Source organism: Staphylococcus sp. MI 10-1553 (genome assembly GCF_010365305.1).
Taxonomy (GTDB): Bacteria; Bacillota; Bacilli; order Staphylococcales; family Staphylococcaceae; genus Staphylococcus.
On record NZ_CP048279.1, the window covers coordinates 1,470,050 to 1,496,310 of the forward strand.

The 26,261-nt window shown below is 36.2% G+C and carries 24 protein-coding genes; 23 read left to right on the forward strand and 1 reads right to left on the reverse strand.

Going from position 1 to position 26,261, the window contains the following annotated elements; translation table 11 throughout:
* Positions 1 to 20: 20 nt before the first annotated feature.
* The 5 genes from GZH82_RS06810 (at position 21) to GZH82_RS06830 (ending at position 5,998) form a co-directional block, all read left to right on the forward strand.
* On the forward strand, positions 21 to 470 hold the full coding sequence (locus GZH82_RS06810; protein WP_162681846.1) for a class III lanthionine synthetase LanKC N-terminal domain-containing protein: 450 nt from the start codon (positions 21 to 23) through the stop codon (positions 468 to 470).
* Positions 467 to 982, forward strand: a complete 516-nt coding sequence (locus tag GZH82_RS06815; RefSeq protein ID WP_162681847.1) for a hypothetical protein — start codon at positions 467 to 469, stop codon at positions 980 to 982. The genes GZH82_RS06810 and GZH82_RS06815 overlap by 4 nt, the downstream gene beginning before the upstream one ends.
* Positions 983 to 985: 3 nt before the next feature.
* Positions 986 to 2,194: an MFS transporter gene (locus GZH82_RS06820; RefSeq protein WP_162681848.1), complete on the forward strand. Its 1,209-nt coding sequence runs from the start codon at positions 986 to 988 to the stop codon at positions 2,192 to 2,194.
* 27 nt (positions 2,195 to 2,221) lie between these two features.
* On the forward strand, positions 2,222 to 4,258 hold the full coding sequence (locus tag GZH82_RS06825; RefSeq protein ID WP_162681849.1) for a HelD family protein: 2,037 nt from the start codon (positions 2,222 to 2,224) through the stop codon (positions 4,256 to 4,258).
* 597 nt (positions 4,259 to 4,855) lie between these two features.
* Positions 4,856 to 5,998, forward strand: a complete 1,143-nt coding sequence (locus GZH82_RS06830) for an MFS transporter (RefSeq protein ID WP_162681850.1) — start codon at positions 4,856 to 4,858, stop codon at positions 5,996 to 5,998.
* Positions 5,999 to 6,202: 204 nt separating this feature from the next.
* On the opposite strand, the gene GZH82_RS06835 is transcribed toward GZH82_RS06830, so the two are convergent.
* Entirely contained in the window at positions 6,203 to 7,216 is a 1,014-nt protein-coding gene (locus tag GZH82_RS06835; protein WP_162681851.1) for an LLM class flavin-dependent oxidoreductase, read from the reverse strand.
* 213 nt (positions 7,217 to 7,429) lie between these two features.
* Here GZH82_RS06835 and GZH82_RS06840 point away from each other — a divergent pair, with 213 nt between their 5' ends.
* The 18 genes from GZH82_RS06840 to pxpA all read left to right on the forward strand — a co-directional run bounded on the left by GZH82_RS06840 (position 7,430) and on the right by pxpA (position 26,258).
* Positions 7,430 to 8,575 (forward strand): cysteine desulfurase family protein, encoded by a 1,146-nt coding sequence (locus GZH82_RS06840; RefSeq protein WP_162683024.1) that lies wholly within the window; start codon positions 7,430 to 7,432, stop codon positions 8,573 to 8,575.
* Positions 8,576 to 8,607: 32 nt separating this feature from the next.
* Positions 8,608 to 9,687 (forward strand): tRNA 2-thiouridine(34) synthase MnmA, encoded by a 1,080-nt coding sequence (mnmA, locus tag GZH82_RS06845; RefSeq protein WP_457853117.1) that lies wholly within the window; start codon positions 8,608 to 8,610, stop codon positions 9,685 to 9,687.
* Positions 9,688 to 9,702: 15 nt separating this feature from the next.
* Positions 9,703 to 10,377, forward strand: coding sequence for a tetratricopeptide repeat protein (locus GZH82_RS06850; RefSeq protein ID WP_162681853.1), 675 nt, complete (start codon positions 9,703 to 9,705; stop codon positions 10,375 to 10,377).
* Positions 10,378 to 10,379: 2 nt separating this feature from the next.
* Positions 10,380 to 12,779 carry an SF1B family DNA helicase RecD2 gene (gene recD2 / locus GZH82_RS06855; protein WP_162681854.1) on the forward strand — a complete coding sequence of 800 codons (2,400 nt, stop codon included), beginning with the start codon at positions 10,380 to 10,382 and terminating at the stop codon, positions 12,777 to 12,779.
* Positions 12,780 to 13,026: 247 nt separating this feature from the next.
* Entirely contained in the window at positions 13,027 to 15,657 is a 2,631-nt protein-coding gene (alaS, locus tag GZH82_RS06860; protein WP_162681855.1) for an alanine--tRNA ligase, read from the forward strand.
* 62 nt (positions 15,658 to 15,719) lie between these two features.
* Positions 15,720 to 15,992 carry an IreB family regulatory phosphoprotein gene (locus GZH82_RS06865; protein WP_014613743.1) on the forward strand — a complete coding sequence of 91 codons (273 nt, stop codon included), beginning with the start codon at positions 15,720 to 15,722 and terminating at the stop codon, positions 15,990 to 15,992.
* Positions 15,985 to 16,413 (forward strand): Holliday junction resolvase RuvX, encoded by a 429-nt coding sequence (ruvX, locus tag GZH82_RS06870; RefSeq protein WP_162681856.1) that lies wholly within the window; start codon positions 15,985 to 15,987, stop codon positions 16,411 to 16,413. The genes GZH82_RS06865 and ruvX overlap by 8 nt, the downstream gene beginning before the upstream one ends.
* Positions 16,414 to 16,426: 13 nt before the next feature.
* Entirely contained in the window at positions 16,427 to 16,753 is a 327-nt protein-coding gene (locus GZH82_RS06875) for a DUF1292 domain-containing protein (RefSeq protein ID WP_162681857.1), read from the forward strand.
* Positions 16,754 to 17,690: 937 nt separating this feature from the next.
* Complete coding sequence (locus GZH82_RS06880) at positions 17,691 to 18,335, forward strand: O-methyltransferase (protein WP_162681858.1); 645 nt, start codon at positions 17,691 to 17,693, stop codon at positions 18,333 to 18,335.
* The gene (locus GZH82_RS06885; RefSeq protein ID WP_162681859.1) at positions 18,328 to 19,257 is read left to right on the forward strand and encodes a peptidase U32 family protein; all 930 of its coding nucleotides are present in this window, start codon (positions 18,328 to 18,330) and stop codon (positions 19,255 to 19,257) included. Before GZH82_RS06880 ends, GZH82_RS06885 begins: the two co-directional genes overlap by 8 nt.
* An 18-nt stretch (positions 19,258 to 19,275) precedes the next feature.
* Positions 19,276 to 20,541: a peptidase U32 family protein gene (locus GZH82_RS06890; RefSeq protein ID WP_162681860.1), complete on the forward strand. Its 1,266-nt coding sequence runs from the start codon at positions 19,276 to 19,278 to the stop codon at positions 20,539 to 20,541.
* A gap of 3 nt (positions 20,542 to 20,544) precedes the next feature.
* On the forward strand, positions 20,545 to 21,168 hold the full coding sequence (udk, locus tag GZH82_RS06895) for a uridine kinase (protein WP_014613750.1): 624 nt from the start codon (positions 20,545 to 20,547) through the stop codon (positions 21,166 to 21,168).
* A gap of 26 nt (positions 21,169 to 21,194) precedes the next feature.
* Positions 21,195 to 21,671, forward strand: a complete 477-nt coding sequence (greA, locus tag GZH82_RS06900) for a transcription elongation factor GreA (RefSeq protein WP_162681861.1) — start codon at positions 21,195 to 21,197, stop codon at positions 21,669 to 21,671.
* Positions 21,672 to 21,940: 269 nt separating this feature from the next.
* Entirely contained in the window at positions 21,941 to 22,675 is a 735-nt protein-coding gene (gene pxpB, locus GZH82_RS06905; RefSeq protein ID WP_162681862.1) for a 5-oxoprolinase subunit PxpB, read from the forward strand.
* Positions 22,665 to 23,690, forward strand: a complete 1,026-nt coding sequence (locus tag GZH82_RS06910) for a 5-oxoprolinase subunit C family protein (protein ID WP_162681863.1) — start codon at positions 22,665 to 22,667, stop codon at positions 23,688 to 23,690. Before pxpB ends, GZH82_RS06910 begins: the two co-directional genes overlap by 11 nt.
* Positions 23,681 to 24,127 (forward strand): acetyl-CoA carboxylase biotin carboxyl carrier protein, encoded by a 447-nt coding sequence (locus GZH82_RS06915; RefSeq protein WP_162681864.1) that lies wholly within the window; start codon positions 23,681 to 23,683, stop codon positions 24,125 to 24,127. The genes GZH82_RS06910 and GZH82_RS06915 overlap by 10 nt, the downstream gene beginning before the upstream one ends.
* A 12-nt stretch (positions 24,128 to 24,139) precedes the next feature.
* Positions 24,140 to 25,510, forward strand: coding sequence for an acetyl-CoA carboxylase biotin carboxylase subunit (locus tag GZH82_RS06920; protein ID WP_162681865.1), 1,371 nt, complete (start codon positions 24,140 to 24,142; stop codon positions 25,508 to 25,510).
* Positions 25,500 to 26,258 carry a 5-oxoprolinase subunit PxpA gene (pxpA, locus tag GZH82_RS06925; protein WP_162681866.1) on the forward strand — a complete coding sequence of 253 codons (759 nt, stop codon included), beginning with the start codon at positions 25,500 to 25,502 and terminating at the stop codon, positions 26,256 to 26,258. Before GZH82_RS06920 ends, pxpA begins: the two co-directional genes overlap by 11 nt.
* Positions 26,259 to 26,261: the final 3 nt, after the last annotated feature.

Below are 26,261 nucleotides of genomic sequence, written 5' to 3' on the forward strand. Positions count from 1 at the left end.
TATATGAAAGGTGAGAATAAATGGAAAATTACAATTCAATTTTACATAAAATAGTAGGAGAAAGTAAAGGGAGAATCGACATTACACTCAAGAGATACTGGTTAGTTTTTGGGAATAGAGCTGATATACCTAAAGCAGGAAAAAAGATACATGTATCTATTGGTAAAAAAATAGATAGTGATTTTATTATAAATATTAGCTCGATGTTAAATAGACATGGACATGTTTGGAAAATTCCGAATGATATATATATAGCAAAATATTTAATGAGTGATAGTGATAATTATAGAATAAAAGGTAAATTTTTCACAATTTATCCTAGAGATAATAAAGAATTTTTTGAAGTAATAGGTAGACTATTACTTGTTGATGAAATATTTGATGATTGTATAGATGTAAAAGGTGAGTATAGAATTTTAAATTCTAGGATCTTTTTTAGATATTATGATAAAGAGGTGGAATCTATATGAAGTTATCCAATATAGTAGATAAATACAAAGGAGATTGTCCATATCTAATGGAGGCATATAATAAAAATCTGATTGATTACTTTATAATCGATTTGTTCAATGTTGAAACAAAGAACCAAAGAAATTATATAATTAATGTCATTTCATTTTATACAGATATCCTTATTAAAAGAATTTACCATTCAAATTGCGATAAATTTTTGGTTTCTACTGTTATAAGGTTTAATAACATTCAGATTGAAGAAGCTGTATACAGTCAGGCTATTCATTTTAATAAAGTTCTTTATAAAAAAGCCCCTTTAGTTTATGGGAAAGTTTATTCTAAAAAATTTAATATTTTTATGGTTATTATCAGGCCCTATTTAGGAAAGATAGACAATAAATTTTTTAGAAATCACCCTGATGTAAAAGAGGGAAAGATTACAAACTTATCTTTTAAAAATGTAAAAACTCTTTTAAAATATGACAAAAATAGAAGTATTGATGGCAATCATGATAAATCAGGTGTATGAACGATGAAAATGAATATCATTAAATTTGTGACAAATGACTTTTTAGTAGGATTAGGGAGTAGTATTTTCAATTTGGCTATTATGTGGTACACGCTAGAAAAAACGGGTTCAGCTTTTCATACGGCGTTGATTGGTTCTTTGTCTCATATCGCTCAAATTAGTGTCGGATCATATGCAGGAATTAAAGCTGATCAATTTAATCAACCTATTAGGATGATGAAGTATAGCTTAAGAATAAATAGCTTAGTTTTATTACTGATATGTATCTTAATAGGAACTTCAGAAATTAATATATTTATATTAATTTTTTTGTTGTTAATAAGAGAAATAGTAATGGTTTTTCAATTTCCAAATCAGAACAAGCTCATACCTAAATTAAGTTACTCAAGAGAGAATGTTAAACGTATCCTTAGCTATAGGAGTTTAACTAAAAGTGTATCAATGATGATAGGTTTTTCTATGGCTGGTATTTTATTTGCGAAAATCCCCTTTCTATGGCTACTTAGTAGTATCATTATCATATTTCTAATTAGTTCTGTCATTATCAGTCAAATCAATATTTCTCAAAATGAAAACTTTAAAGAGACCCATTTGAATAAAAGTACCAATAAGGAACAGTTTTTAATGACGCTTGAAATGATTTTAAGTGATTATTATCTAAAAAGAGTTTTAATAAGTTCAATATTTTTAAATGTCATTAGTATGGTAGCACCCACATTTATCGTTTATTTTAATCAGTATTTGGAGGCAAACTCTAGTGATTATGGTATGTTTCAATTTTTGATAGCTCTAGGGAGTATATTGGCCGCTACATTAGGCATCAAAATGAAAAAGGTAATACCGCCTTATTCTATTTTGCTCAGTTTTTGGTTAGCTATGAGTATTACATTTATATATATGTATATTAATAGTTCTATCCATTTTGCGATCATGCTTGGCGTGATTATAGGGGTTTGTCTTACACTGCCAAATATCTTATTTAGCACTTATAAGATTGTGATTATAGAAGACGAATATAGAGGAAGAATATCTGGAATGATTCAATCTATAAGTACGATATTTATCCCATTTTCATATTATTTTTCAGCATATGTATCAGACTATTTTGGGGCTAATGTCGTATTTTTAATTGCAGGTTTGATGCAACTATTCATTTTGGCTATGCTCTTATTTGATAAGAAGTTAAGAGTGAATTTTAATAAGATGGTGTAATACCTACAACAGGATGGTGCATGTTTTATGTTATTAAACTTTAATGATGAAAAGAATTTTTTAAAAGAAACGGTTTCTTTTATTGAAAATGAAATTAAAAGCTTAAACTCGTATCACCTTAATGTAAAAAAGAAGATTATTAATCAACGTAAAAAGATGAATGATAATGAAAATTGGATGTTAAATTTTGACAGCGCAAATGCCGTAGATAATGTTCAAGATTTGACGTTTTTAAGGTCAGAAGAATCAAATTATAATCATATTGATGAAAAACTGACCATTTATAAAAGGCTGCTAAATCGGCCTTATTTTGGAAAAATCATGCTAGAAGAAGAATCAATATATATTGGCACACAGACAATTGTAGACAATGATTACAATATTTTGGTGTGTGATTGGAGAGCGCCAATCGCAAGTCTGTTTTATGAAACTGGAGTTGGTGATTTACAGTATAAAAGTGAGGATGGGAGGAAGATAAAGGAGTATGTGAAAGGAAGAAGACAATTTAAAATTAAAAATGGGGAGTTATTAAGTTTTGTTGACAGTGACGTATTTATTGGAGATTCGGAACTGATTAATTACAAAATAAAGTCTACAGACAGTAAACTAACTAATATTGTTAATACGATTCAACAAGACCAAAATGAAATCATTAGATTGCCAATCAATGAGGATGTCTTAGTTTTAGGCCCACCAGGAAGCGGTAAAACAGCGATTGCTATGCAAAGAATAGCTTATCTGCTTTTTAAATATAAACATAAGATCACTCATGATAATTTGATGTTCATTGCACCTAATCGCATATTTAATGATTATGTATCGAATGTCTTACCTGAATTAGGTGAGAAAAATATTCAAATTGATAGTTTGAAAAGTATGATTGCTAAAATATTGTATTTTAAAAATATGCGTGTGGAATCAAAAGCGAGAATGATTGACCGATTGTACGCGAGCAAAGAAGATTCAGATGTGTTTTATAAAAAAACGAGTGGTGAATTTTTGGATTTTATGAGAGATGAATTAGCCGAGGATAAATGTGATTTTCACTTTAAAGATGTCAAAGATGAACAGCACCATATCATAATAAATAGTACGACATTGCAGTCAATGTTTTTGGAGTTAAGAGAAAAACACGACGTCAAGACAACCATTCAAAAAATTAAAAATAGGTTAGTTAATGCATATAATAAGGAATATCAAAAAATATATAAGACTTTATTTATAAAACTTAATAGCAATGATGCTTATATAGGAGAAAAATCTGATCTCGATAAGCAAGCTAAAAAAGAAGCATCAAGAATGTTAAAACGAGCTAAGCGTACGATTAATAATTATCAATTTATCGATATACCTAAGATGTATCGTGATATATGTCATCATTATCAACTAGATTTCGAATATAAACAGAAAGAAATGTATCAGGAAGATTTTTGGGCACTGGTATGGCTATATACAAAAATAATAAAAGTATCGAACAATGATTTTAAACATATCCTCATTGATGAAGTACAGGACTATAGCATCATTCAGTTAGATATCATACACCAGTTATTTCCAGAAGCCCATTTCACTTTTCTGGGCGATATGAATCAAAGCTTTTTAGTTAAGTCTATAATAGATTTTTCAAAAATGACTATAAATACTAAAACTTTAACAACATCGTATCGATCTACAAAATCAATTAATCGCTATCTACAGACATTAAAATCAACCGACACAAAAGTTGTAGGAGAAGAAGGAAAGGATGTAGTGGAGGCGTCTCATGTGAGTACTTCATATATAATCGATATTGTTACGCAGTCTAGCGGTTCAGTAGCTATTGTAGTGCCGTCACAAAAAGAGGCACAAAGTTTATACGAAGAATTATCAGATAATATCGAAATTTATTTGATAGAAGAAAATGATACTTTTGTACCCGAAGGAAATGTTTTGATACCTTATTATCTCGTTAAGGGGTTTGAATATCACACAGTCATATCTTGGGGACATCATCACTATAATCAGAACATAAAATATATAATTGGATCTCGTGCGATTTCTCAACTTTATCTGATAGATACTTAGAAAAAGTATTACGACTTTACACGTCAAGCTACTAATAGTTTTTAACAAATTTACGGAATGTTGTGAATTCGCACAAGGTTTACTATTAACCTGATTTGAAAGTAGGTGTTTTAATCTTATATTTTTAGAGCAGTTAATTTGGTTTGTTTCATTAGAAAAATTGAAGTTACTTGAGGTCATGTTTTATGAAGTTACTAAGATTTAATGAAAATTTTCGCTTTTTTGGGTTCTAGTACACTTACTGCCGTCGGATCGGTATTATTTAACTTGATTTATATTGAATCTATGTCAAGAATCCAGACACAGATCCATACCTTTCATAACCCATTCGATTTTTATAAGTTAGGCATATGTTGAAAGAAATGGGTGTTACTATTCGTCTCATGTCAAAGTATTTTTGTCCAATAAAGTGATAAAAAGTATGCGTATTGAAGTATGGCAATGGGAGTGTAGCTCGGCTCAATGATATAACTATAAAAAATTAGGGAGATATAGATGTATTTATAGGGTGCATAAAGAAGCATGCATGTTGCAAGTGTATTATTTTAGCCATAGACTTAAAGTAGGAATAAATAATAATTTAAGAAGGAATGAAATATGCATAAAGAAGTCCATAGTCAATTACGTTTAACCATTGCGTGGATTACACTCTTTTTAGTAGGAACAGATTTATTTGTGGTGTCCCCATTACTTCCAAGTATGATCCACGAATTTAATATATCCGCACAACAAGCGAGCTGGATAGTCACATCATTTGCGGTGATTTATGCCGTCATGGCGCCGATATTTGGTGTTTTAGCAGATCGATGGGGCAAAAAGAAAAATATTGTGGTCGGACTCATCTTATTTTCTTTTGCAAATGCGCTTACGTTTATCGCAAGTTCATATTTAATGATGATTTTAAGTCGTATTTGGGCAGGTGGCGCTGCGGCAATGATTACATCTTCTGTTTTTGCGCTTACAGGTGATTTAGCACCTAAAAATAAAAACGGATTGTATCTTTCTATAGCTACATCAGGTTTTTTAACAGCGATATGGGTCGGCGCACCGGTGGGTAACTTAATTGGGAACATCACGGACTGGCGAACGGTTTTTATCATTTTAGCAACAGGTACCTTAGTATTAAGTGCTTTAAATGGTTTCGCTTTTCCAGAGCGTATAAATACACAACAACGTCAACCTTTGCATTTCGAACAATTCAAAAGTATGGGCCGTGATGTACTTGTCACGACGTTTTGGGCGTTAGCCGTCTATGGTGTATATACTTTTCTTGGTGAAATTTTCAAAAACGTGACGGGTTTATCTAGAGTAATGTCGAGTGTTGCATTTACATTTTATGGCATTGGGGCCCTATTCGGTAGTGTATCTGGAGGATGGCTATCAGATAAACTAGGCAATGATCGTGTAATCAAAATAGGGATGACGGGTTTAGGACTACTACTCATTGCTGTAGGATTCACTGTGACACATCCCTTACTCTTGTTTCCGCTTCTCACACTATGGGCTTTCAGTGGCTATTTTATGTTCTCGTCATATCAATCTTTCATCGCTAAGCGAAACGCTGCATTTTCAGGACGGATTATGGCTTGGAATCAAACGGCTATGTATGTCGGTATTACATTAGGTTCATGGCTTGGTGGGGGATTAATCGCGTATCATTATATCTTCTTATTATTTGTCTCATGCGCAGCCTCAGCTTTTATGGGATTAATATGGTATCGCTTCAAAATCATCTCATAAGTATAAAAAGGGATGGAACATTGATTTATAACTCATTGAAATAAACATACTAAGATTAGCTGTGAAGAGATTTATGACGATAGATTTCTTCACAGCTATTTTTTATATAGGAAAACTTGCCAACGCTTTTAATCAAATACGAAACGTTGGCAAATTAAAGTGAGTGCACTAAAAATAAAGTGCTCCTGTTAATATAATGACGTTTTATTGTTTTTGGTTACGTTCGTCAATCAATTCTTTAAAGTAACGATATGAGCGATGTTGCAATGCGGTGTCATAAATATAGCTGATGACCATCATTTCATCAATCCAACCGTGTTTTTGTAAAAAGGCGTCTAATTGTTGATTGACAGATGCTTTATCGCCAATCAGTGAATGCTGTAGACGTGCTTCAGCTATTGCAATTTCTCTCGGTGATAACAGTTGACTCAAATCTTCAGTAGGCGGTTGCATTTTATTCATTCTACCTTTTAATATACTTGCAAAGATTTGGGATTGCGTCGTAGCAAGATACTGTGCTTCTTCATCTGAGTCCGCCATAATGACATTTAAACAGACGATGACATATGGCGCTTGTAAATATTCGGATGGTTCAAACAGATCTTTATAGATTGCAATGGCTTCTTGCATTTGTTGTGGTGCGAAATGACCTGCAAAAACGTAAGGCAATCCTTCTCTAGCAGCTAAATGTGCAGAGTCCGTTGAAGAGCCGAGAATATAAATCGGTACGTTTTTGTCAACTGCAGGAATTGCTTTTACATAGCCTTGTTTCGTATCTGGACCAAAATATTGCAGTAACTGTTGCACTTCATCAGGAAATTGATAAACACCTTGATGTTGATCTCGACGGAGTGCACTTGCGGTTGCCATGTCTGTACCAGGTGCGCGCCCTAAGCCAAGATCTACACGATCCCCATATAACGTGTTTAACGTACCAAATTGTTCAGCTACAACAAGTGGGGCATGATTCGGTAACATAATGCCTCCTGAGCCAATTCTCATTTCGTTCGTATGGTGTAATGCATGTTGGATAAGCAATGCAGTCGCTGAGCTCACAAGATTTGGTGCGTTGTGATGTTCTGCAATCCATAATCGCTCGTATTGATGCTGTTCTAAATGCTGAGCGAGTGCCACCATTTGTGCGATGGCTTCTTTTTCATTATTACCTTTTCTAATCGGAACAAGATTTAATGCTGAGTATTTCATTGGATTTGGCATCGTTATAACACTCCTTTTCATAGCGATAGTATATCATTAGTATCATCATCAACACACAAAAACTGCTTTTTGGCATACATTGAATTATAAAGATGTAAAGATTACAATAGAAATGACTATAAACGTAAAAAACCACGCAATCACTGTACTAGAATTTTTAGAAAGCAAGTGCTAAAATAGGAACATTGATTATAAGAAAGGGCTGACGTAATGATGGGTGTTTATGCAGATTATGCGGCAACAACGCCGGTAAAACCTGAAGTTGCTGAAAAAATGATGGCTGTCTATCAAATACATTTTGGTAATCCTTCTTCGATACATTCACAAGGGCGAGATGCGAGAAGATTACTAGATGAATCTAGAAGAACGGTCGCACAATATTTGAATGCGAAACCGAATGAAGTAATTTTTACAAGTGGGGCAACCGAGTCAAACAACACTGTCATTAAAGGCATTGCCTATGCGAACGAAGCAAAAGGGAAGCATCTCATTACGACAAAGATTGAACATCACTCTGTATTACATGTTTTCGAATACCTCGAGCAACAGGGTTTTGAAGTGACATATTTAGACGTTGATGCTGGAGGAATCATTGATATAGAACAGTTGAAGCAAAGTATACGAGAAGATACGACGCTCGTGTCAATTATGTTCGTGAATAACGAGGTTGGTACAGTTCAACATGTGTATGATATTCAAGACGTATTAGCAGACCATGACGTCTACTTTCATATGGATGCCGTCCAAGCAGTCGGTCATTTGCCTATCGATGTGGAAGATTTAGCTGTCGATGCTTTAAGTATGACGGCGCATAAATTTGGTGGTCCTAAAGGGGTTGGCGTCCTTTATGTTAAAACTGACACACGTATCACATATCCGCAATTAGGTGGCGAACAAGAAACGAAACGTCGTGCTGGAACTGAAAATGTACCGCAAATTGTAGGACTTGCGACAGCTTTAACTTTAGCTGAAGCTTCACGTGACGATAATAATGTGCATTTGACACGATTAAAAGAACAATTGATAGTCGGTTTACAAGAACGTGCGATTCCATTCGAATACAATGGTTCAATGATTGATACGACGAACCATATTATTAATTTGCATTTCCCATTTGTTGATGTGGAGACATTATTAACGTTACTCGATTTAGCAGGCGTATATGTTTCATCAGGATCCGCTTGTACCGCTGGTTCAACTATTCCTTCCCACGTTTTGTTAGCGATGTATGGTGAACAATCATCACGTGTGGATCATTCGATTCGGATTAGTTTAAATGAACAAGTCACTGAAGCAGATATTAGAGAAATTGTCATTGAAATACAGAAAATATATTTAAGATTTAAGGAGGAACAATAGTGACCAACCAAAACACACGTGTCGTAGTCGGCATGTCAGGTGGTGTAGACAGTTCAGTAACTGCCCATCTATTGAAAGAACAAGGCTACGATCTGATCGGTATATTTATGAAAAACTGGGATGATACAGATGAGTTCGGTGTATGTACAGCGACAGAAGATTACAATGATGTGATTGCTGTATGTAATCAAATCGGTATCCCTTATTATGCAGTCAATTTTGAAAAAGAGTATTGGGATAAAGTGTTTACGTACTTTTTAGATGAGTATAAAAAAGGACGTACACCGAATCCAGATGTCATGTGTAATAAAGAAATCAAGTTCAAAGCCTTTTTAGACCATGCATTAAAACTCGGTGCGGATTATGTGGCGACTGGCCATTATGCACGCGTACGTCATCATGAAGATGGTTCTGTAGAAATGTTACGTGGCGTCGATAACAATAAAGACCAAACGTATTTCTTGAATCAATTGACTGAAGCACAATTAAGTAAAGTGATGTTTCCAATTGGTGATATCGATAAGCAAAAAGTTCGTGAAATCGCGTTGGAACAAGATTTAGCAACAGCGAAGAAAAAAGATTCAACAGGGATTTGTTTCATCGGTGAACGTAATTTTAAATCATTTTTATCGCAATATTTACCTGCACAACCGGGTGAAATGCGCACACTCAATGGTGAATTGAAAGGTCAACATGGCGGTCTCATGTATTATACGATTGGCCAAAGACATGGACTCGGTATTGGTGGCGATGGGGATCCTTGGTTCGTCGTTGGTAAAAATTTAGAAGATAATATTTTGTATGTCGAACAAGGTTTCCATCACGATGCATTATACAGTGACTATTTAATCGCTTCTGATGTGTCATTTGTGAACCAAACAGACTTAACTGAGCCGTTGAAATGTACAGCCAAATTTAGATACCGTCAAAAAGATGTCGGCGTAACTGTGACTGCACATGGGGACGATGCGGTAAAAGTGACTTTTGACGAGCCAGTCCGTGCTATTACACCTGGCCAAGCTGTCGTATTTTACGATGGAGATGTATGTTTAGGCGGTGCAACTATTGATGACGTCTATAAAAAAGACGGACAACTTGATTATGTCGTATAGGAAAAGGTGATTCAAATGGAACTTGAACAGATTCATCAACTCATTCACCAAGGGCAATTCGAACGTGCATTACAAGAAAGTTTTAACAATATAGAAGCACATCCTGATGAAGTAGAAAATTATATCAATTCAGGCGTGTTATTAGCAGAAGCAGGCGAAATTGAAAAAGCTGAACGATTTTTTCAACGTGCACTGACGATTAAACCGGATAATGGTGTGATTTATTATAATTTGGCGAATGTTTACTTTAATGAAGGCCGTTTTCAAGAAGCGATCAAATTATACCAAGAAGCTTTATCGCTCCATGTAGACCATAAAGACACACATTATATGTTAGGACTGTCTTTTATTCAGCTCGATGCTAAGAAGCAAGCCTTGCCTTATTTAATGCGTGCAGCAGAGTTAGACGCTCAATTTGAAGATCTCGAAGTCCAATTTCAATTTGCGTTGCTCATGTGTGAGTTGGAAATGTTCGACCAAGCGATACCGATTTTGAATCAAATATTAGAACACGATCCACAACATGCAGATGCACAGTATAACTTAACTTTAGCGCTTTATATGCTAAATGAAAATATCGATGCGGCCATTCAAGGCTTTGAACGTGCAGTACAAATGGACGAACAACATTTACTCAGTCAGCACGCACTTAAAACATTTCGATTAATAAAAGCCGAAGAGGAGGCGTAACCATGGAAAATCCAACACTGTTTGACCATACTTTTATTAAAGGCGCTGTAGAAATGATTTTGTTTCACAATGCGGACAGCCATTATACAGTGCTTAAAGTTGAAATTGAAGAAACGAATGGTGACTTTGATGATATGGCAACAGTTGTTGGATACTTTCCAAATATGGTGGAAGATGAGACGTACACTTTTAAAGGTCAAGTCGTGCAACATGCAAGATATGGGAAGCAATTAAAAGCAGAAACGTTTCAAAAAGAAATTCCTCATACAAAAGATGCCGTTATTGCGTATTTATCCAGTGAATTGTTTAAAGGGATTGGTAAAAAAACGGCTGAATCCATTGTCAATACGATAGGTGAAAATGCGATTCATGACATTTTAAAAGACGAATCTGTCATAGAACGGGTGCCTAAACTGTCTAAAGCGAAACAACGACAAATTGTAGAGCAGATTTATGCCAACCAAGAAAGTGAACAAGTGATGATTCGATTGAACGAACTTGGTTTTGGTTCAAAGCTAGCGATGGACATTTACAAGTTCTATAAAAGTGATACGTTAACCGTGATCGACAAAAACCCTTACCAACTTGTTTATGACATTAAAGGGGTTGGTTTTAATAAAGCGGACCAACTGGCTCAACAGCTCGGTATTCATCCAGAGCATCCAGATCGATTAAAAGCCGGATTACTTTATTTAGTTGAAGATACGTGTATTAAACAAGGTCATACATATTTACCTCAAGAAGCGTTAATCAATGAAACGATTCAATTGTTGTCTCAGGACAAAGAGTCAAGTATCGATCATGACATAATGACGCAAATTTTAACTGAATTGGTTGAAGAAAAGCGTCTAGTGAATCAAGATGAAATGGTTGCCATCCCAAGTCTTTATTATTCGGAAATTAAAAGTACGCAAAATTTATATAAAATATTTGCCAATCGAGAACATTTAACAACATTTGATGCGTCAGATATTCAATTACATATTGGGGAAATTGAAGAGGTCAATGAAGTACATTATGCCCCTTCTCAAAAAGAGGCCTTAGAATATGCCATCCAACATAAAGTCATGCTCCTCACGGGTGGACCAGGTACAGGGAAAACGACTGTCATTAAAGGGATCGTCCAGTTATACGCAGAAATTCATGGTATCTCATTAGATTACGATGACTATTCAGATGAAGATGATTATCCGGTCGTTTTAGCCGCACCAACCGGTAGAGCATCCAAACGTTTACATGAAGCGACAGGGTTAGAAGCGATGACCATTCACCGTTTAATCGGTTGGAATCAAGATACGAAACCTCAAGACAAATTAGATAACGAGATTCATGCCAAATTAATTATTATTGATGAAATGTCAATGGTCGACACATGGCTGTTCCATCAATTTATGGATGCGGTCCCTATAGATGCACAAGTTGTGTTAGTCGGCGATGAAGACCAATTGCCGTCAGTCGGCCCGGGTCAAGTTTTTAAAGATCTCATTGATGCGAATGTATTACCACGCATTAATTTAACTGAAGTTTATCGCCAACAGGACGGATCAAGTATTATCGATTTGGCGCATCGTATGAAACTCGGTGAAAAAGTCGATATTACCCAACGTTTTCACGACCGTTCGTTCATTCCTTGTCAAACTGATCAAATTCCACAAGTGGTAGAAAAAGTCGTGAACAACGCGGTACAAAAAGGATATACAATGGCAGATATTCAAGTGTTGGCACCGATGTATCGCGGTAATGCAGGAATTAAAAAGTTGAATCAAATCTTGCAAGCTATTTTAAACCCATTAACAGACGAATCGCAGCGTGAAATCGAATTTGGCGATGTGCTTTTCCGTAAAGGGGATAAAGTACTTCAACTGATTAATCGACCGAATGACAATGTATTCAACGGTGATATTGGTGTCATTGTCGGTATATTTTGGGCAAAAGAAAATGCGCTCAATAAAGATGTTGTTGTCGTCGATTATGATGGGAACGAAATCACATACTTACGCTCTGATTTGACGGAATTGACACATGCATATTGTACCTCGATTCATAAAGCGCAAGGTTCAGAGTTTCCGATTGTCATTATGCCTATTGTTAAGCAGTATTATAGAATGTTGCAAAAGCCGATTTTATATACAGGATTAACACGTGCCAAACAATCAATCGTTTTTCTTGGTGATGCAGATGCTTTTAATTTCGGCTTAGCGACTGCGGGTCAAACGCGATTAACGCAATTACAAACGTTTTTAACACAATATTTTAATCCAGAAGATGGCGACGATAACGCAGATACTGATACAGATTCGGCTGAGTTCATTTTAACTGAAGCGACAATGTTTAAAGTCCATCCGATGATTAATATGGGTGAAGTAACACCGTATGACTTTTTAGAAATTGACAAAGTTTAAGCCTTTTTTATATAATTAAAGTTAAGTTCAAATGCATAGCCGAGTAAATGAGTATCCACTTCACAGAGACGTACAGGTTGCTGAGAATGTACGAGTGTGATTCATTGAACGCTACTATGTATGAGCACGTATATGATAATGAGTGATGGCAATATAGCCATAACTAGGGTGGTACCGCGAAACATTCGTCCCTTTTTTTGAGAGACGGGTGTTTTTTTGTATTTATTTGAATCAAGGAGTTGTAAAGATGAAAAATTTAAAAGCTAGTGATATTCGTCAAATGTATATTGACTTTTTTGTCGAGAAAGGACATATGGTTGAACCTTCAGCGCCATTAGTTCCGATTGACGACGATTCATTATTATGGATTAACTCAGGGGTTGCGACATTAAAAAAATATTTCGATGGCAGAGAGATTCCGAAAAAACCACGTATCGTGAACGCACAAAAATCAATCCGTACGAACGATATTGAAAATGTAGGTTTCACTGCACGTCACCATACGTTTTTTGAAATGTTGGGTAATTTCTCAATTGGTGATTACTTTAAACGTGAAGCGATTGAATTTGCGTGGGAATTTTTAACAAGTGAACGCTGGATGGCGATGGAACCTGAAAAATTGTACGTAACGATTCACCCTGAAGATACTGAGGCGTATGATTTATGGACAAAGGTAGTCGGTTTGACTGAAGATCGCATCATTCGTATTGAAGGGAACTTCTGGGATATTGGGGAAGGACCGTCTGGACCAAATACAGAAATTTTTTATGACCGTGGTGAAGCGTATGGTCAAGATGATCCAGCTGAAGAAATGTATCCAGGTGGCGAAAACGAACGCTATTTAGAAGTATGGAATCTCGTATTTAGTGAGTTTAATCATAATAAAGATCATACGTATACACCACTACCAAGTAAAAATATTGATACGGGCATGGGATTAGAACGTATGACTTCTATTTCCCAAGACGTACGCACAAACTATGAAACAGACTTATTCATGCCGATTATCGGTCAAGTTGAAGCAATTTCAGGCAAAAAATATTTAGTCGATAAAGATAACGATGTCGCATTTAAAGTCATTGCCGATCATATTCGTACAATTGCTTTTGCTATTTCTGATGGTGCGTTACCTGCGAATGAAGGTCGTGGGTATGTCTTACGTCGTTTATTACGTCGTGCGGTTAGATTTAGCCAAACGCTAGAAATAAACGAGCCATTTTTGTATCAATTGGTGGATATTGTTGCGGATATTATGGAACCTTACTATCCAAATGTTAAAGAAAAAGCAGATTTTATCGCACGTGTCATTAAATCTGAAGAAGAACGCTTCCACGAAACTTTAGAAGAAGGTCTAGCGATTTTAAATGACTTAATCCAACAAGCCAAATCTTCAAACAAAACGATTGCGGGTGAAGATGCATTTAAATTATATGACACATACGGTTTCCCAATTGAGTTAACTGAAGAAATTACATTGAACGAAGATTTAGCCATCGATATGGATTCATTTAACGACCATATGGAAGCACAACGTGAACGTGCCCGTAAAGCAAGACAAAGCAGTCAATCGATGCAAGTTCAAAGCGAAGTGTTAAAAGAAATCAACACAGCGAGCAAGTTTATAGGCTACGAAGCGTTTGAAACGCAAGCTAAAATTACAGACATCGTGCGTGACGGTGAACGTGTGACGACGGCTGATGCAGGTGAAACAATTCATTTTATTTTGGATCAAACACCATTCTATGCAGTAAGCGGTGGTCAAGTGGCTGACAAAGGAACAGTAAGCAATGCGCAATTTGATATTCAAGTGACAGAAGTAATTAAAGCGCCAAATGGTCAACATTTACACACAGGTGTCGTTCAATTTGGTGAAGTTCGTGAAGCGGCTAAAGTAACTGCAACGATTGATCGTCAAGCAAGAACGGCGATTATGAAAAACCATAGTGCCACTCACTTATTGCATGCGGCATTGAAAAAAGTTTTAGGTGAACATGTCAATCAAGCAGGTTCATTAGTCGATAGTGACCGTCTCCGTTTTGACTTCTCGCATATCGCACCAATGATAGCTGAAGAAATCAAGCAAGTTGAACAAATGGTCAACGAAGAAATTTGGAACAGCATTCCAGTTGATATTCAAGAAATGAACATTGAGGATGCGAAAGCTAAAGGTGCAATGGCGTTATTTGGTGAAAAATATGGCGACATCGTCCGTGTTGTAGACATGCAACCATTTTCAATCGAGCTTTGTGGTGGAACACATGTACGAAACACATCAGAAATTGGTTTGTTTAAAATAACAAGTGAATCAGGTACAGGTGCGGGTGTCCGTCGTATTGAAGCGGTGACTGGACAAAATGCATTCCTTTATTTAGAACACTATTTAGACCAATTCAATACGGTTAAGCAACAAGTGAAAGCAAAATCGGACGCACAAGTCATTGAAAAAGTCGAACAACTTCAATATAATGAAAAAACATTGAAACAATCGATTGAAGACAAAAACAAAGCTTTAAATGAATTGAAAATGGGCAATATTAAAGACCAAGTGGAAACGATTAACGACATGCCTGTACTCATTGTTGAAGTTGAAGTGGACAATGCGAAAGCGATGCGTACAACAATGGATGACTTTAAATCAAAATTGCAAGATAGTATCATCGTTTTAGCAAGTGATGTCGATGGTAAAGTTTCATTAATTGCAAGTGTACCGAAAGGTTTAACGAATCGTGTGAAAGCAGGAGACATTATTAAAAATATGGCACCAGTCGTTGGCGGGAAAGGTGGCGGCCGTCCTGATATGGCGCAAGGTGGCGGTACTGAACCTGACAAGATAACAGAAGCATTACAATTTATTAAAAACTATATTAAATCGTTATAATGAGTGTTGAATTCATGTAAAATGAAAGAGTAATCTCATTATGGTTTAAGGAGTGTTAGACTATGGCTAATTTTGATAAAACAATGAAATTTAACTATGATGAACTTCCAAAAGACAATGTCGAAACAGTTTTAAACAACGTCTACAATACCCTAGAAGAACGCGGGTATAATGCTGTCAATCAGATTGTAGGTTATTTACTTTCAGGTGATCCTGCGTATATTCCACGTCATAACGAAGCACGTAATCAAATTAGACATATCGATCGAGATGATATTATGGAAGAGTTAGTGTCTTACTACTTACAAAACCATAGTAAGGACGAGCATGCTTAAACATAAAATTATCGGGTTAGATGTTGGAAGCCGTACAGTTGGTGTTGCGATTAGTGATTTGATGGGTTGGACAGCACAAGGTTTAGATACACTCCAAATTAACGAAGAAGAAAATGAGCTCGGCATCGATGCCTTAATTGACATCATACAAAAAGAAAATGTGGGTACGGTTGTCATTGGATTACCAAAAAACATGAACAATTCTATTGGCTTTCGTGGTGAAGCTTCGTTAAAATATAAAGATGCACTTGCAGACCGGATGCCAAATTTAGAAATTATTATGTGGGATGAGCGTTTAAGTACAATGGCTGCAGAACGTTCATTGTTAGAAGCCGATGTATCAAGAGCAAAAAGAAAAAAAGTGATTGATAAAATGGCTGCGGTATTCATTTTACAAGGCTATTTAGATGGATTGAATTAAGGAGAGAGCGAATATGACAAACGAAAACCATAATCAAGAAATTGAAATTAAAAATGACGAAACTTTATTAACTTTGTTTGATGAAGAAGGTAATGAAGTCTTATATCGTAAAATGTTAGAGTTTTATCACCCTGGTTTTGAAAAAGAATATGTGATCCTTGCAGAAGAAGGCGCACAAGCGGATGACGAAGATTTAATTGAATTGATTCCTATGATTAACGAGCCAGACGAATCAGGAGAAGGCGGACGCTTTTTACCTGTTGAGACGGATGAAGAATGGGATATGATTGAAGAAGTTGTCAATACGAATATGGATGATGAACACGACCATGATCATTAATTGTTAATATGAATTAAAGAGTAGGCATTGAAAGATGTGCCTGCTCTTTTTTGTTACTTTAAAGGATTGTTCACCTGGTCTCGTGTTCCGAGGTGGCTCACTTCAACTAAATTTGGCGTGATTAAAGTGTACACTTGATGGAAGCCAAATTGGATTTTCGCGAGCAGTACAGAAATCTCCTATGAAATAAAGATTTCGTAGTACTAAGGCTGACTAGACTACTCAAAAGCGGGCGTATTGAGAAGTCAGACAGCTACTGCGATAAACAGCAACCACTATTAAAGTATAGTGATGGAATTTGTTTACGCATTCATCGCTGCGGAGTCTCGACCAGTTCTGCAATCTCTTAAAGGCAAAATCGTTTTAAAATATCGATTTCATTTCCATTATTACAAAAAATACATACACATCATGTGGCATGTAGATTCATAATATTAAAAGTAAGATTACCTAAAGTTTTATTCGAGACTCCTTGTAATACATCCGTATTGGGTTAGTCTTTCTATGTATTTTAATTTTGTCAGCTATTTTTAAATCACAGTAGCAATTATAGATTTTAACTTGGATTAAACAGTAAAACGTAATCAGTAACTTTTGCTCTTTTTTGCTCAAATTTCTTCTTTAAAAATCAGGGTCTAAGTTGATATGCATTTCAACAAATCCGTAAAATAGGTTAATTTTGTAATCCTTACTTCTAAAACATTTTAAATAAGGTTTATCAAATTCCATGAAATGTTTCACTAAAATGATGATTGATGCTTATCAGTCAAGCAATTATGTGATAAAATGTATAGAAGTCATTGAAAAAGTGCTATGAATGAACGGATAAATAAACAACATTTCCGTGATGCATATACAGACATCAAAGTTAAATCAGTCCAACTTGGCTGGTTTATTTTTTGATGATTTTTAGAATATAAAAAGGAAGTCAAAATACATGGAAGATAAAAATCAATCATATCTTTTAAGCTTAAAACAATATGACAATGATATCGACCAATTGCGTGACTATGCAGAGACGCATCAAGTGCCTATTGTAGATCAGCTTTCTTTAGATCTCATTCAACAAATCATTCGTCTACATCAGCCGAAAGACATTTTAGAGGTGGGTAGTGCAATTGGTTATAGTGCGATGCAATTCGCTTCAGTGAATAAAGAAATTAAAGTGACGACCATTGAGCGTAATGAAGAGATGATTCAACAAGCGAAAGCGAATATCCATCAATATGGTTATGCGGATCAAATTCGTTTAATTGAAGCAGATGCGACAGAAGCATTTGAACTCGTGAATGACCGTATTTATGATATGATTTTTATCGATGCTGCTAAAGCACAGTCACAACGCTTTTTTGAGCTTTATAGTCCGTTATTACGCGAAAAAGGTGTTATGATTACAGATAATATTTTATACCATGGTTTCGTTGCGGACATCGATGTGGTAAGAAGTCGCAATGTCAAACAGATGGTAAAAAAGGTACAACGATACAATCAATGGCTAAGTCAACAACATGGTTTTACAACGAATTTTATTCATATGGATGATGGGCTAGCGATATCAATAAAGGAGAGTAAACATGACTGAGTTATTAGTGACACCGAAGTCTTTAAGTCACATCGAAACCTTAATTGAAAAAGGGGCAGATGCATTTGTTATCGGTGAAGAAAAGTTTGGCTTGCGATTAGCCGGGGAATTCAATCGAGAAGAGATGAAAAAAGCGGTTGAAATCATTCATCATGCTGGTAAAAAAGCATATGCTGCAGTGAATGGTATTTTCCATAACTACCATATTCTAGCACTTGAAGATTATATTGCATTTTTACATGAAATTAGGGTGGATCGTATCATTTTTGGTGATCCTGCAGTTGTGATGATTGTAAAGCAACAAGAAAACCCTATTCCGTTAAACTGGAATGCAGAAACACTCGTTACGAACCATTTCCAATGTAACTATTGGGGGAGACGTGGTGCGAAAAGAGCGGTGCTTGCTCGTGAGTTGAGTTTAGAAGAAATCTTGAACATAAAAGAAAATAGTGATGTTGAGATTGAAGTGCAAGTCCACGGCATGACGTGTATGTTCCAATCGAAACGTATGCTTTTAGGCAACTACTATACATTCCAAGACCGTCAAATGAAAATTCAACGTAATGAAGCGGCGACGGACAGTCAATTATTACTTTACGATGAAGAGCGTGATAATAAATATCCAGTTTTTGAAGATTATAATGGCACGCATATTATGTCGCCGAACGATATTTGTTTAATTGAAGAGTTAGAACCATTGTTTGAAGCGGGAATCGACAGCTTTAAAATTGATGGGGTGCTCCAAACAGAAGAATATATTAATGTAGCGACTGAGCAATATCGTGAAGCTATTGATTTATACGAAGAAGATCCAGAAGCGTATGAAGATGAAAAATTTATGCTTGTAGACCCAATTGAAGCAGTACAACCAGAGCATCGACCGTTTGATGAAGGATTCTATTACAAGCAAACAGTATACTAAAGATAGGAGAGGGCATGGATGAAGGTACTTGAAGCAGTTAAGACAGCAACGAAAGCGAAAATGAAAAAGCCTGAGTTACTCGCACCTGCTGGCAATTTAGAAAAGTTAAAAATCGCCGTTCATTACGGTGCAGATGCTGTATTCATCGGCGGTCAAGAGTACGGTTTACGTTCAAATGCGGACAACTTTACAATGGACGAAATTCGTGAAGGTGTTGAATTTGCAAATCGTTACGGTGCTAAAATTTATGTGACGACAAATATTATCGCACATGATGAAAATATGGACGGTCTTGATGACTATTTAGAACAATTAGAAGCGACAGGTGCAACAGGCATTATCGTAGCAGACCCATTAATTATTGAAACGTGTAAACGTGTCGCACCGAAGTTAGAAATCCATTTATCTACACAGCAATCATTAAGTAACTACAAAGCGGTAGAATATTGGAAAGAAGAAGGCTTAGACCGTGTCGTACTTGCGCGTGAAACAGGTGCGATGGAAATGCAAGAAATTAAAGATAAAGTGGATATCGAAATTGAAGCTTTCATTCACGGTGCCATGTGTATCGCGTATTCAGGTCGTTGTACATTAAGTAACCATATGACAGCACGTGATTCTAACCGTGGTGGTTGTTGTCAAAGTTGTCGTTGGGATTATGATTTATTAACAGTTGATAATGACGGCGAACTAGATGTCTATTATGAAGATGGCAATGCCGTTCCATTTGCAATGAGTCCACGTGATTTAAAATTAATTGAATCGATTCCAAACATGATGGATTTAGGTATTGACTCACTTAAAATCGAAGGCCGAATGAAATCTATTCACTATATTGCAACAGTTGTTTCAGTTTATCGTAAAGTGATTGATGCGTATGCTGCAGACCCAGAAAACTTCAAAATTAAATCGGAATGGCTCTTTGAATTAGATAAATGTGCGAACCGTGATACAGCACCAGCATTTTTCAAAGGTACACCAGGTTATGAAGAGCAAATGTTTGGAAATGAATCAAGTAAAAAAGCACCATTTGACTTTATCGGCTTAGTATTAGACTATGATAAAGACAGTCAATTGGCGACAATACAACAAAGAAATCACTTTAAACCAGGTCAAGAAGTGGAGTTTTTCGGACCTGAAATTCAAACCTTTAAACAAGTCGTCGATAAGATTTATGATGAAGAAGGAAATGAACTTGATGCGGCACGACACCCATTACAAATCGTGCAAATCAAAGTTGACCAGCCTATTTATCCAAACAACATGATGCGAAAGGAAGTTTAAAGAATGGCAACAACGATCATTGGTATTGCTGGAGGCTCTGGTTCGGGTAAGACATCTGTGACAAATAAAATTATGAATAATTTAGAAGGCCATAGTGTTGCACTCATTGAACAAGACTATTATTACAAAGACCAATCACATCTGACATTTGAACAACGTCTTAAAACGAATTATGATCATCCATTTGCGTTTGATAATGATTTGTTAATTCAAAATCTTAAATCATTACAGTCAGGTCAAAGTGTAGAAGTACCAACCTATGACTATACAAATCATACTCGTAGCGATAAAACGATTGCATTTCAACCTAAAGATGTTATTATCGTAGAAGGTATATTTGCGCTCGAGAATGAAGAATTGCGCAATATGATGGATGTTAAGATTTACGTAGACACTGATGCAGATTTAAGAATTTTGCGCCGTCTTGTCAGAGATACTAAAGAGCGTGGTCGTACAATGGAATCTGTAATTGATCAGTATCTTACTGTTGTGAGGCCAATGCACAACCAATTTATTGAACCAACGAAAAAATTCGCGGATATTATTATTCCTGAAGGTGGTTCTAACAAAGTTGCTATTGACATTATGACAACTAAGATCCAAGCACTTGTACGTAAAAAAGATTAAATCATAGTTAAAGGAAGATGCAGACAATGGAAAACCAAAAACAATATCCAATGACGCAAGAAGGATACGAAAAACTTGAAAAAGAATTAGAAGAATTAAAAACAGTCAAACGCCCTGAAGTCGTTGAAAAAATTAAAGTTGCACGTAGTTTTGGTGACTTATCAGAGAACTCAGAGTACGATGCAGCGAAAGATGAACAAGGCTTTATTGAGCAGGACATTCAACGTATTGAAACAATGTTACGCCATGCTTTAATCATTGAAGACACAGGCGATAACCATGTTGTCCAGATTGGTAAAACTGTAACATTCGTTGAGCTTCCAGGTAATGACGAAGAATCTTATCAAATCGTGGGTTCAGCAGAATCTGATGCTTTTAACGGCAAGATTTCAAACGAATCTCCAATGGCACAAGCACTTATCGGTAAACAATTAGATGACGAAGTACGCGTACCACTACCAAATGGTGGCGAAATGAACGTTAAAATTGTAGATATTCAATAATCAATATCGTCATTTTGCATGAATAAGCATTTAAATTGATTTTACATTTTAATATTTAATGTGATGCATCGTAAGAAAATGGCTGGGAAAACTTCATTGTATCCCAGCTTATTTCTATGCCTATAGATATTATTAGAAGTTAACCATCCTAAGAGCGGGTGCCATAATTCCGAGCGATAACATCTTATATTCATCAATACTTAATTGTCACTGATACTATATAATGATAAAATATATAATTGTAAGGGCTTTCCGAAAGGGGGATGCACATGCATTTTCGACAAATTAGTGAGCAATCTTTTATGATTTATTTCAAAGCCGAAATTAGTGAATCGGTATATGAACATGTCAACGCTGTAGTGGAATTTATTCAAATGATGAACCATCCGCACATTCATGAAATCGTACCTTCTTATCGTGCAATTATGGTATATTTCGATGGCATTCAAACAGATTTCGAAATGTTAATTAAAGCACTACAACTTGATACATTCAACATGCAACTAAGCAAGGCGAGTACGGGGCAAAAAAGAATCGTTAATATCCCAGTACTATATGGTGGGAAATGGGGGCCAGATATTGAGATTGTAGCAGATCATAACAATTTAACGGTTGATGAAGTGATTCAATATCATACGGAAAGTCATTATCTTGTTTATATGATTGGTTTTATGCCCGGATTTCCATTTTTAGGCGGTTTGAGCCCTCATCTTCATACACCGAGAAAAGAAGAACCAAGAATTAAAATCGATGCAGGCTCAGTTGGGATTGCGAATAATCAAACAGGTTTATATCCATCTGATTCACCAGGAGGTTGGCAAATTATTGGACGTACACCGATTGATGTTTTTAATCCGAAACGGGAGACTAAAATTTTATATCAACCTGGCGACAGAATTAAATTTTATTCCATTAATGAAGAACAATTTTTACATATTCAAAAGTATGTGACTAAAAATCAATTAGACTATGATGAATGGGTGATGATAGAAGATGTCCATTAAAATAATCAAACCTGGATTGTTTACGACAGTTCAAGACAAAGGACGTATAGGCCATCAGTTTGAGGGTTATTCTCCTGCTGGCGTGATGGATCGCCCGAGTTATGACATATTAAACACTTTATTAGAAACAGAGGGACAACCCGCATTAGAATTCACGATGATTGGCCCAACGATCAAATTTCTCGATCAAAACTTATTTGCGATGACAGGTGCACCATTTTCAGCCACGTTAAATGGCCAACCCGTGCCACATCAAACTGTCATCAAGGTTGAAAAAAATGATGTATTAGAAATAGGGCGTGTCATTCATGGGATGCGTGGTTATATAGGATTTGCGAAACCATTAGATATTCTACTCTTTGAAGGCAGCTATGCGACACATACACGTACAGGAATTGGTGGTTTCAAAGGACGTACATTGAAAGCCAATGATATTATTCCAACACAACCCTCTTATTTAGATTATCAGCTCATCGGTCGTTCGAGTGATTTTTCAAGTTTTACCAAAGCGCGACAATTACCGATTGGATTGATGGATGGACCACAACTAGAATCGTTTACACGACGTACGATTAAAGAACTTGAGCAGTTAGAATTCACTATTTCAGAAAATTCAGATCGTATGGGTTACCGACTTAAAGGTCCATCGATACAACCTTTTACAGATGCCGACATTATTTCTGAACCAGTCGCATTAGGAAGTGTGCAAGTTCCTAAAGATGGTCACCCGATTATTTTACTCAACGACCGACAAACGGTAGGAGGTTATACAAAAATCGGAACAGTGATCGATTGTGATATTGTTGATATTGTCCAAAAACAACCTGGTGATAAGGTGAAATTTGAATGGATGACATTTAATGAGGCGAATGAAATCTTAGCACGAAAAAATAGAAAGTTAGAAGAGGCGAAAGCACAAATTCGTCAACGGCCTCAACGCTTACTGCACAACATTAGACCTACGCAACAAAAAATTAAAACGGTTCTAAAAGGAGATAGTATATCATGGACTTAAAACAAATCGAGCAAACATTAAATTTATTAAAGCAATATGGCGCGAAGCATTTTAAATATCGTGATGACGAGATGGAGCTAGAATTGGATTTATCGTCCATTCAACAAACAGAAGCGCCTGTAGACCAACAACAAGGTACGCAACTGTCAAACCATCACGTAGAACAAGCTCAGCAAACGACTGATCGTTCAGAAGATGATACAAAAGCGATTCGCTCTCAGATGATTGGCACATTTTATTTACAAGATGAAAAAGAACTAACAAAACCTGCTGTAAAAGTGGGCGATAAAGTCAATAAAGGAGATATTATCGGCTACATTGAAGCGATGAAAGTGATGAATGAAGTGACAGCAGATGAATCGGGTGAAGTCCAAGAATTGTTGGTCGGTCATGGTGAAAATATTGAATTCAATCAAGTCATCTTAACATTGAAGTAAAGGGGGGATAACATGTTTCGAGTATTAGTTGCAAACCGAGGTGAAATTGCGGTTCGTATTATACGCGCGTTAAGAGAGCTGAAAATGGAGTCCGTCGCTATTTATGCTGTTGGTGATGAAAATAGTCTCCACGTTAAGTTAGCAGATCAGGCGGTTTGTATCGGACAAGCGAATCCTTTAGACAGTTACTTAAATATACGTAAAATATTAGCTGCTGCTGAAATTACAAAAGCAAACGCCATTCATCCTGGTTATGGCTTTTTATCTGAAAGTCCTGCGTTTGCTGAAAAGATTGAAAATGAAGGGCTTTACTTTATCGGACCGACGAAAGAAACGATGCAACGAATGGGCGATAAAATTACTGCACGTCAAACCGTTGATGAAGCAGGTGTGCCGATTATACCAGGATCTAAATCATCAGTCGAATCCGTTGATGAAATTAAAGCACTTGCTGAAGAAATCGGTTATCCACTTGTTATTAAAGCGGCGAGTGGTGGCGGCGGAAAAGGCATTCGTATCGTGAAAGAAGAGTCACAACTTGAGCGTGCTTTTAAAGAGGCGAAAAGCGAAGGAAACAAATATTTCAATGACGATCGTGTCTATGTTGAAGCTTTTATACCTGTTGCTAAACATGTCGAAGTACAAGTGCTTGGAGATGGACAATCACGTTATATTCATTTAGGGGAACGTGACTGTTCAGTGCAGCGTAAAAACCAAAAACTGATTGAAGAGTCACCATGTAGTGCATTAACTGAAGAAAAGCGTGAGAAGATTTGTAATGATGCTGTAAAAGTCGCAAAAGCAGCACAATATCGGAGTGCGGGTACGATTGAATTCCTAGTCACTGAAGATGCGTATTATTTTATTGAAATGAATGCACGTATTCAAGTTGAGCATACAGTGACGGAAATGCGTACAGATGTCGACTTAGTACGTGAACAATTACGAATTATGCAAGACGGCACACTCTCACTTACACAAGATGATATTCATTTTTATGGGCATGTCATTGAAGCTAGAATTAATGCAGAAGACCCACAAAAAGCATTTCGTCCGACACCTGGTACAGTTCAAAGATTACATTTGCCACAAGGATTTAATGTACGTGTTGACTCTTTACTTTATAGTGGTTATACTGTTTCTTCATATTATGATTCACTTGTCGCTAAAGTGATCGTCAAAGGTGAAAATCGTGCACATGCGATTGAAAAATTAAAAGTAACATTAGATGAACTTGTTATTGATGGCTTTACTACGACGGCAGATTTCTTATATGCAGTATTATCTTATCCACCATATTATGAGGGCGATGCACGCGATGTAGACATTAAATTCTTAGATCGTTATCGTATTTTCAAGGAGGAGAATGAAGATGAAAGTTGATTTAAACTGTGATTTAGGAGAAAGTTTTGGTAACTATCAAATCGGTAACGACAGAAAGGTTTTACCTTTGATTACTTCTGCTAATGTTGCATGTGGTTTTCATGCCGGTGATGAAAATGTGATGTCAGAAACTGTGCGACGTGCTAAAGAAAACGGCGTGAGTGTAGGCGCGCATCCTGGTTTTCCTGATTTACAAGGTTTTGGCCGACGCAATATGGATATGTCTTTAACTGAGATTTATAACATGGTCGTTTATCAAGTGGGCGCTTTAAAAATGTTTTGTGATATTAACGGTGTTGTGCTTAATCATGTCAAACCGCATGGCGCACTTTATCAAATGGCCGTGAGAGATGAAGCAATTGCACGTACGATTGCCTCTGCTGTTTATGATATTGATCCACAATTGTATTTAGTCGGATTATCAAAATCTATACTCATTGATGCAGGCAAAGCACAAGGGCTTAAAGTTGCCTCTGAAGTATTTGCAGACCGTCGTTACGAAAGTGATGGCCAATTAGTGAGTCGTAAAAAAGATGGTGCCACGATTGAAGACAGTGAAGAAGCCATTGCGCAAGTTGTACAAATGGTAACAGAAGGCACAGTTAAAGCAGTTTCAGGTGAAGTGATTGAAATTGAAGCGGATACAATTTGCATTCATGGTGATGGTGCACATGCACTTGAATTTGTTAAAGAAATTCGTTCGCGTTTATCAGAGGTGAATGTCGATATTGTAACTTTAGGGGGTTAAGCG

What these genes read in the sequence shown, in the direction of transcription:
- GZH82_RS06810 (WP_162681846.1), top strand. Translation starts at nt 21, where the DNA reads ATGGAAAATTACAATTCAATTTTACATAAAATAGTAGGAGAAAGTAAA.
- GZH82_RS06815 (WP_162681847.1), top strand. Translation starts at nt 467, where the DNA reads ATGAAGTTATCCAATATAGTAGATAAATACAAAGGAGATTGTCCATAT.
- GZH82_RS06820 (WP_162681848.1), top strand. Translation starts at nt 986, where the DNA reads ATGAAAATGAATATCATTAAATTTGTGACAAATGACTTTTTAGTAGGA.
- GZH82_RS06825 (WP_162681849.1), top strand. Translation starts at nt 2,222, where the DNA reads ATGTTATTAAACTTTAATGATGAAAAGAATTTTTTAAAAGAAACGGTT.
- GZH82_RS06830 (WP_162681850.1), top strand. Translation starts at nt 4,856, where the DNA reads ATGCATAAAGAAGTCCATAGTCAATTACGTTTAACCATTGCGTGGATT.
- GZH82_RS06835 (WP_162681851.1), bottom strand. Translation starts at nt 7,216, where the DNA reads ATGCCAAATCCAATGAAATACTCAGCATTAAATCTTGTTCCGATTAGA.
- GZH82_RS06840 (WP_162683024.1), top strand. Translation starts at nt 7,430, where the DNA reads ATGGGTGTTTATGCAGATTATGCGGCAACAACGCCGGTAAAACCTGAA.
- mnmA (WP_457853117.1), top strand. Translation starts at nt 8,608, where the DNA reads ATGTCAGGTGGTGTAGACAGTTCAGTAACTGCCCATCTATTGAAAGAA.
- GZH82_RS06850 (WP_162681853.1), top strand. Translation starts at nt 9,703, where the DNA reads ATGGAACTTGAACAGATTCATCAACTCATTCACCAAGGGCAATTCGAA.
- recD2 (WP_162681854.1), top strand. Translation starts at nt 10,380, where the DNA reads ATGGAAAATCCAACACTGTTTGACCATACTTTTATTAAAGGCGCTGTA.
- alaS (WP_162681855.1), top strand. Translation starts at nt 13,027, where the DNA reads ATGAAAAATTTAAAAGCTAGTGATATTCGTCAAATGTATATTGACTTT.
- GZH82_RS06865 (WP_014613743.1), top strand. Translation starts at nt 15,720, where the DNA reads ATGGCTAATTTTGATAAAACAATGAAATTTAACTATGATGAACTTCCA.
- ruvX (WP_162681856.1), top strand. Translation starts at nt 15,985, where the DNA reads ATGCTTAAACATAAAATTATCGGGTTAGATGTTGGAAGCCGTACAGTT.
- GZH82_RS06875 (WP_162681857.1), top strand. Translation starts at nt 16,427, where the DNA reads ATGACAAACGAAAACCATAATCAAGAAATTGAAATTAAAAATGACGAA.
- GZH82_RS06880 (WP_162681858.1), top strand. Translation starts at nt 17,691, where the DNA reads ATGGAAGATAAAAATCAATCATATCTTTTAAGCTTAAAACAATATGAC.
- GZH82_RS06885 (WP_162681859.1), top strand. Translation starts at nt 18,328, where the DNA reads ATGACTGAGTTATTAGTGACACCGAAGTCTTTAAGTCACATCGAAACC.
- GZH82_RS06890 (WP_162681860.1), top strand. Translation starts at nt 19,276, where the DNA reads ATGAAGGTACTTGAAGCAGTTAAGACAGCAACGAAAGCGAAAATGAAA.
- udk (WP_014613750.1), top strand. Translation starts at nt 20,545, where the DNA reads ATGGCAACAACGATCATTGGTATTGCTGGAGGCTCTGGTTCGGGTAAG.
- greA (WP_162681861.1), top strand. Translation starts at nt 21,195, where the DNA reads ATGGAAAACCAAAAACAATATCCAATGACGCAAGAAGGATACGAAAAA.
- pxpB (WP_162681862.1), top strand. Translation starts at nt 21,941, where the DNA reads ATGCATTTTCGACAAATTAGTGAGCAATCTTTTATGATTTATTTCAAA.
- GZH82_RS06910 (WP_162681863.1), top strand. Translation starts at nt 22,665, where the DNA reads ATGTCCATTAAAATAATCAAACCTGGATTGTTTACGACAGTTCAAGAC.
- GZH82_RS06915 (WP_162681864.1), top strand. Translation starts at nt 23,681, where the DNA reads ATGGACTTAAAACAAATCGAGCAAACATTAAATTTATTAAAGCAATAT.
- GZH82_RS06920 (WP_162681865.1), top strand. Translation starts at nt 24,140, where the DNA reads ATGTTTCGAGTATTAGTTGCAAACCGAGGTGAAATTGCGGTTCGTATT.
- pxpA (WP_162681866.1), top strand. Translation starts at nt 25,500, where the DNA reads ATGAAAGTTGATTTAAACTGTGATTTAGGAGAAAGTTTTGGTAACTAT.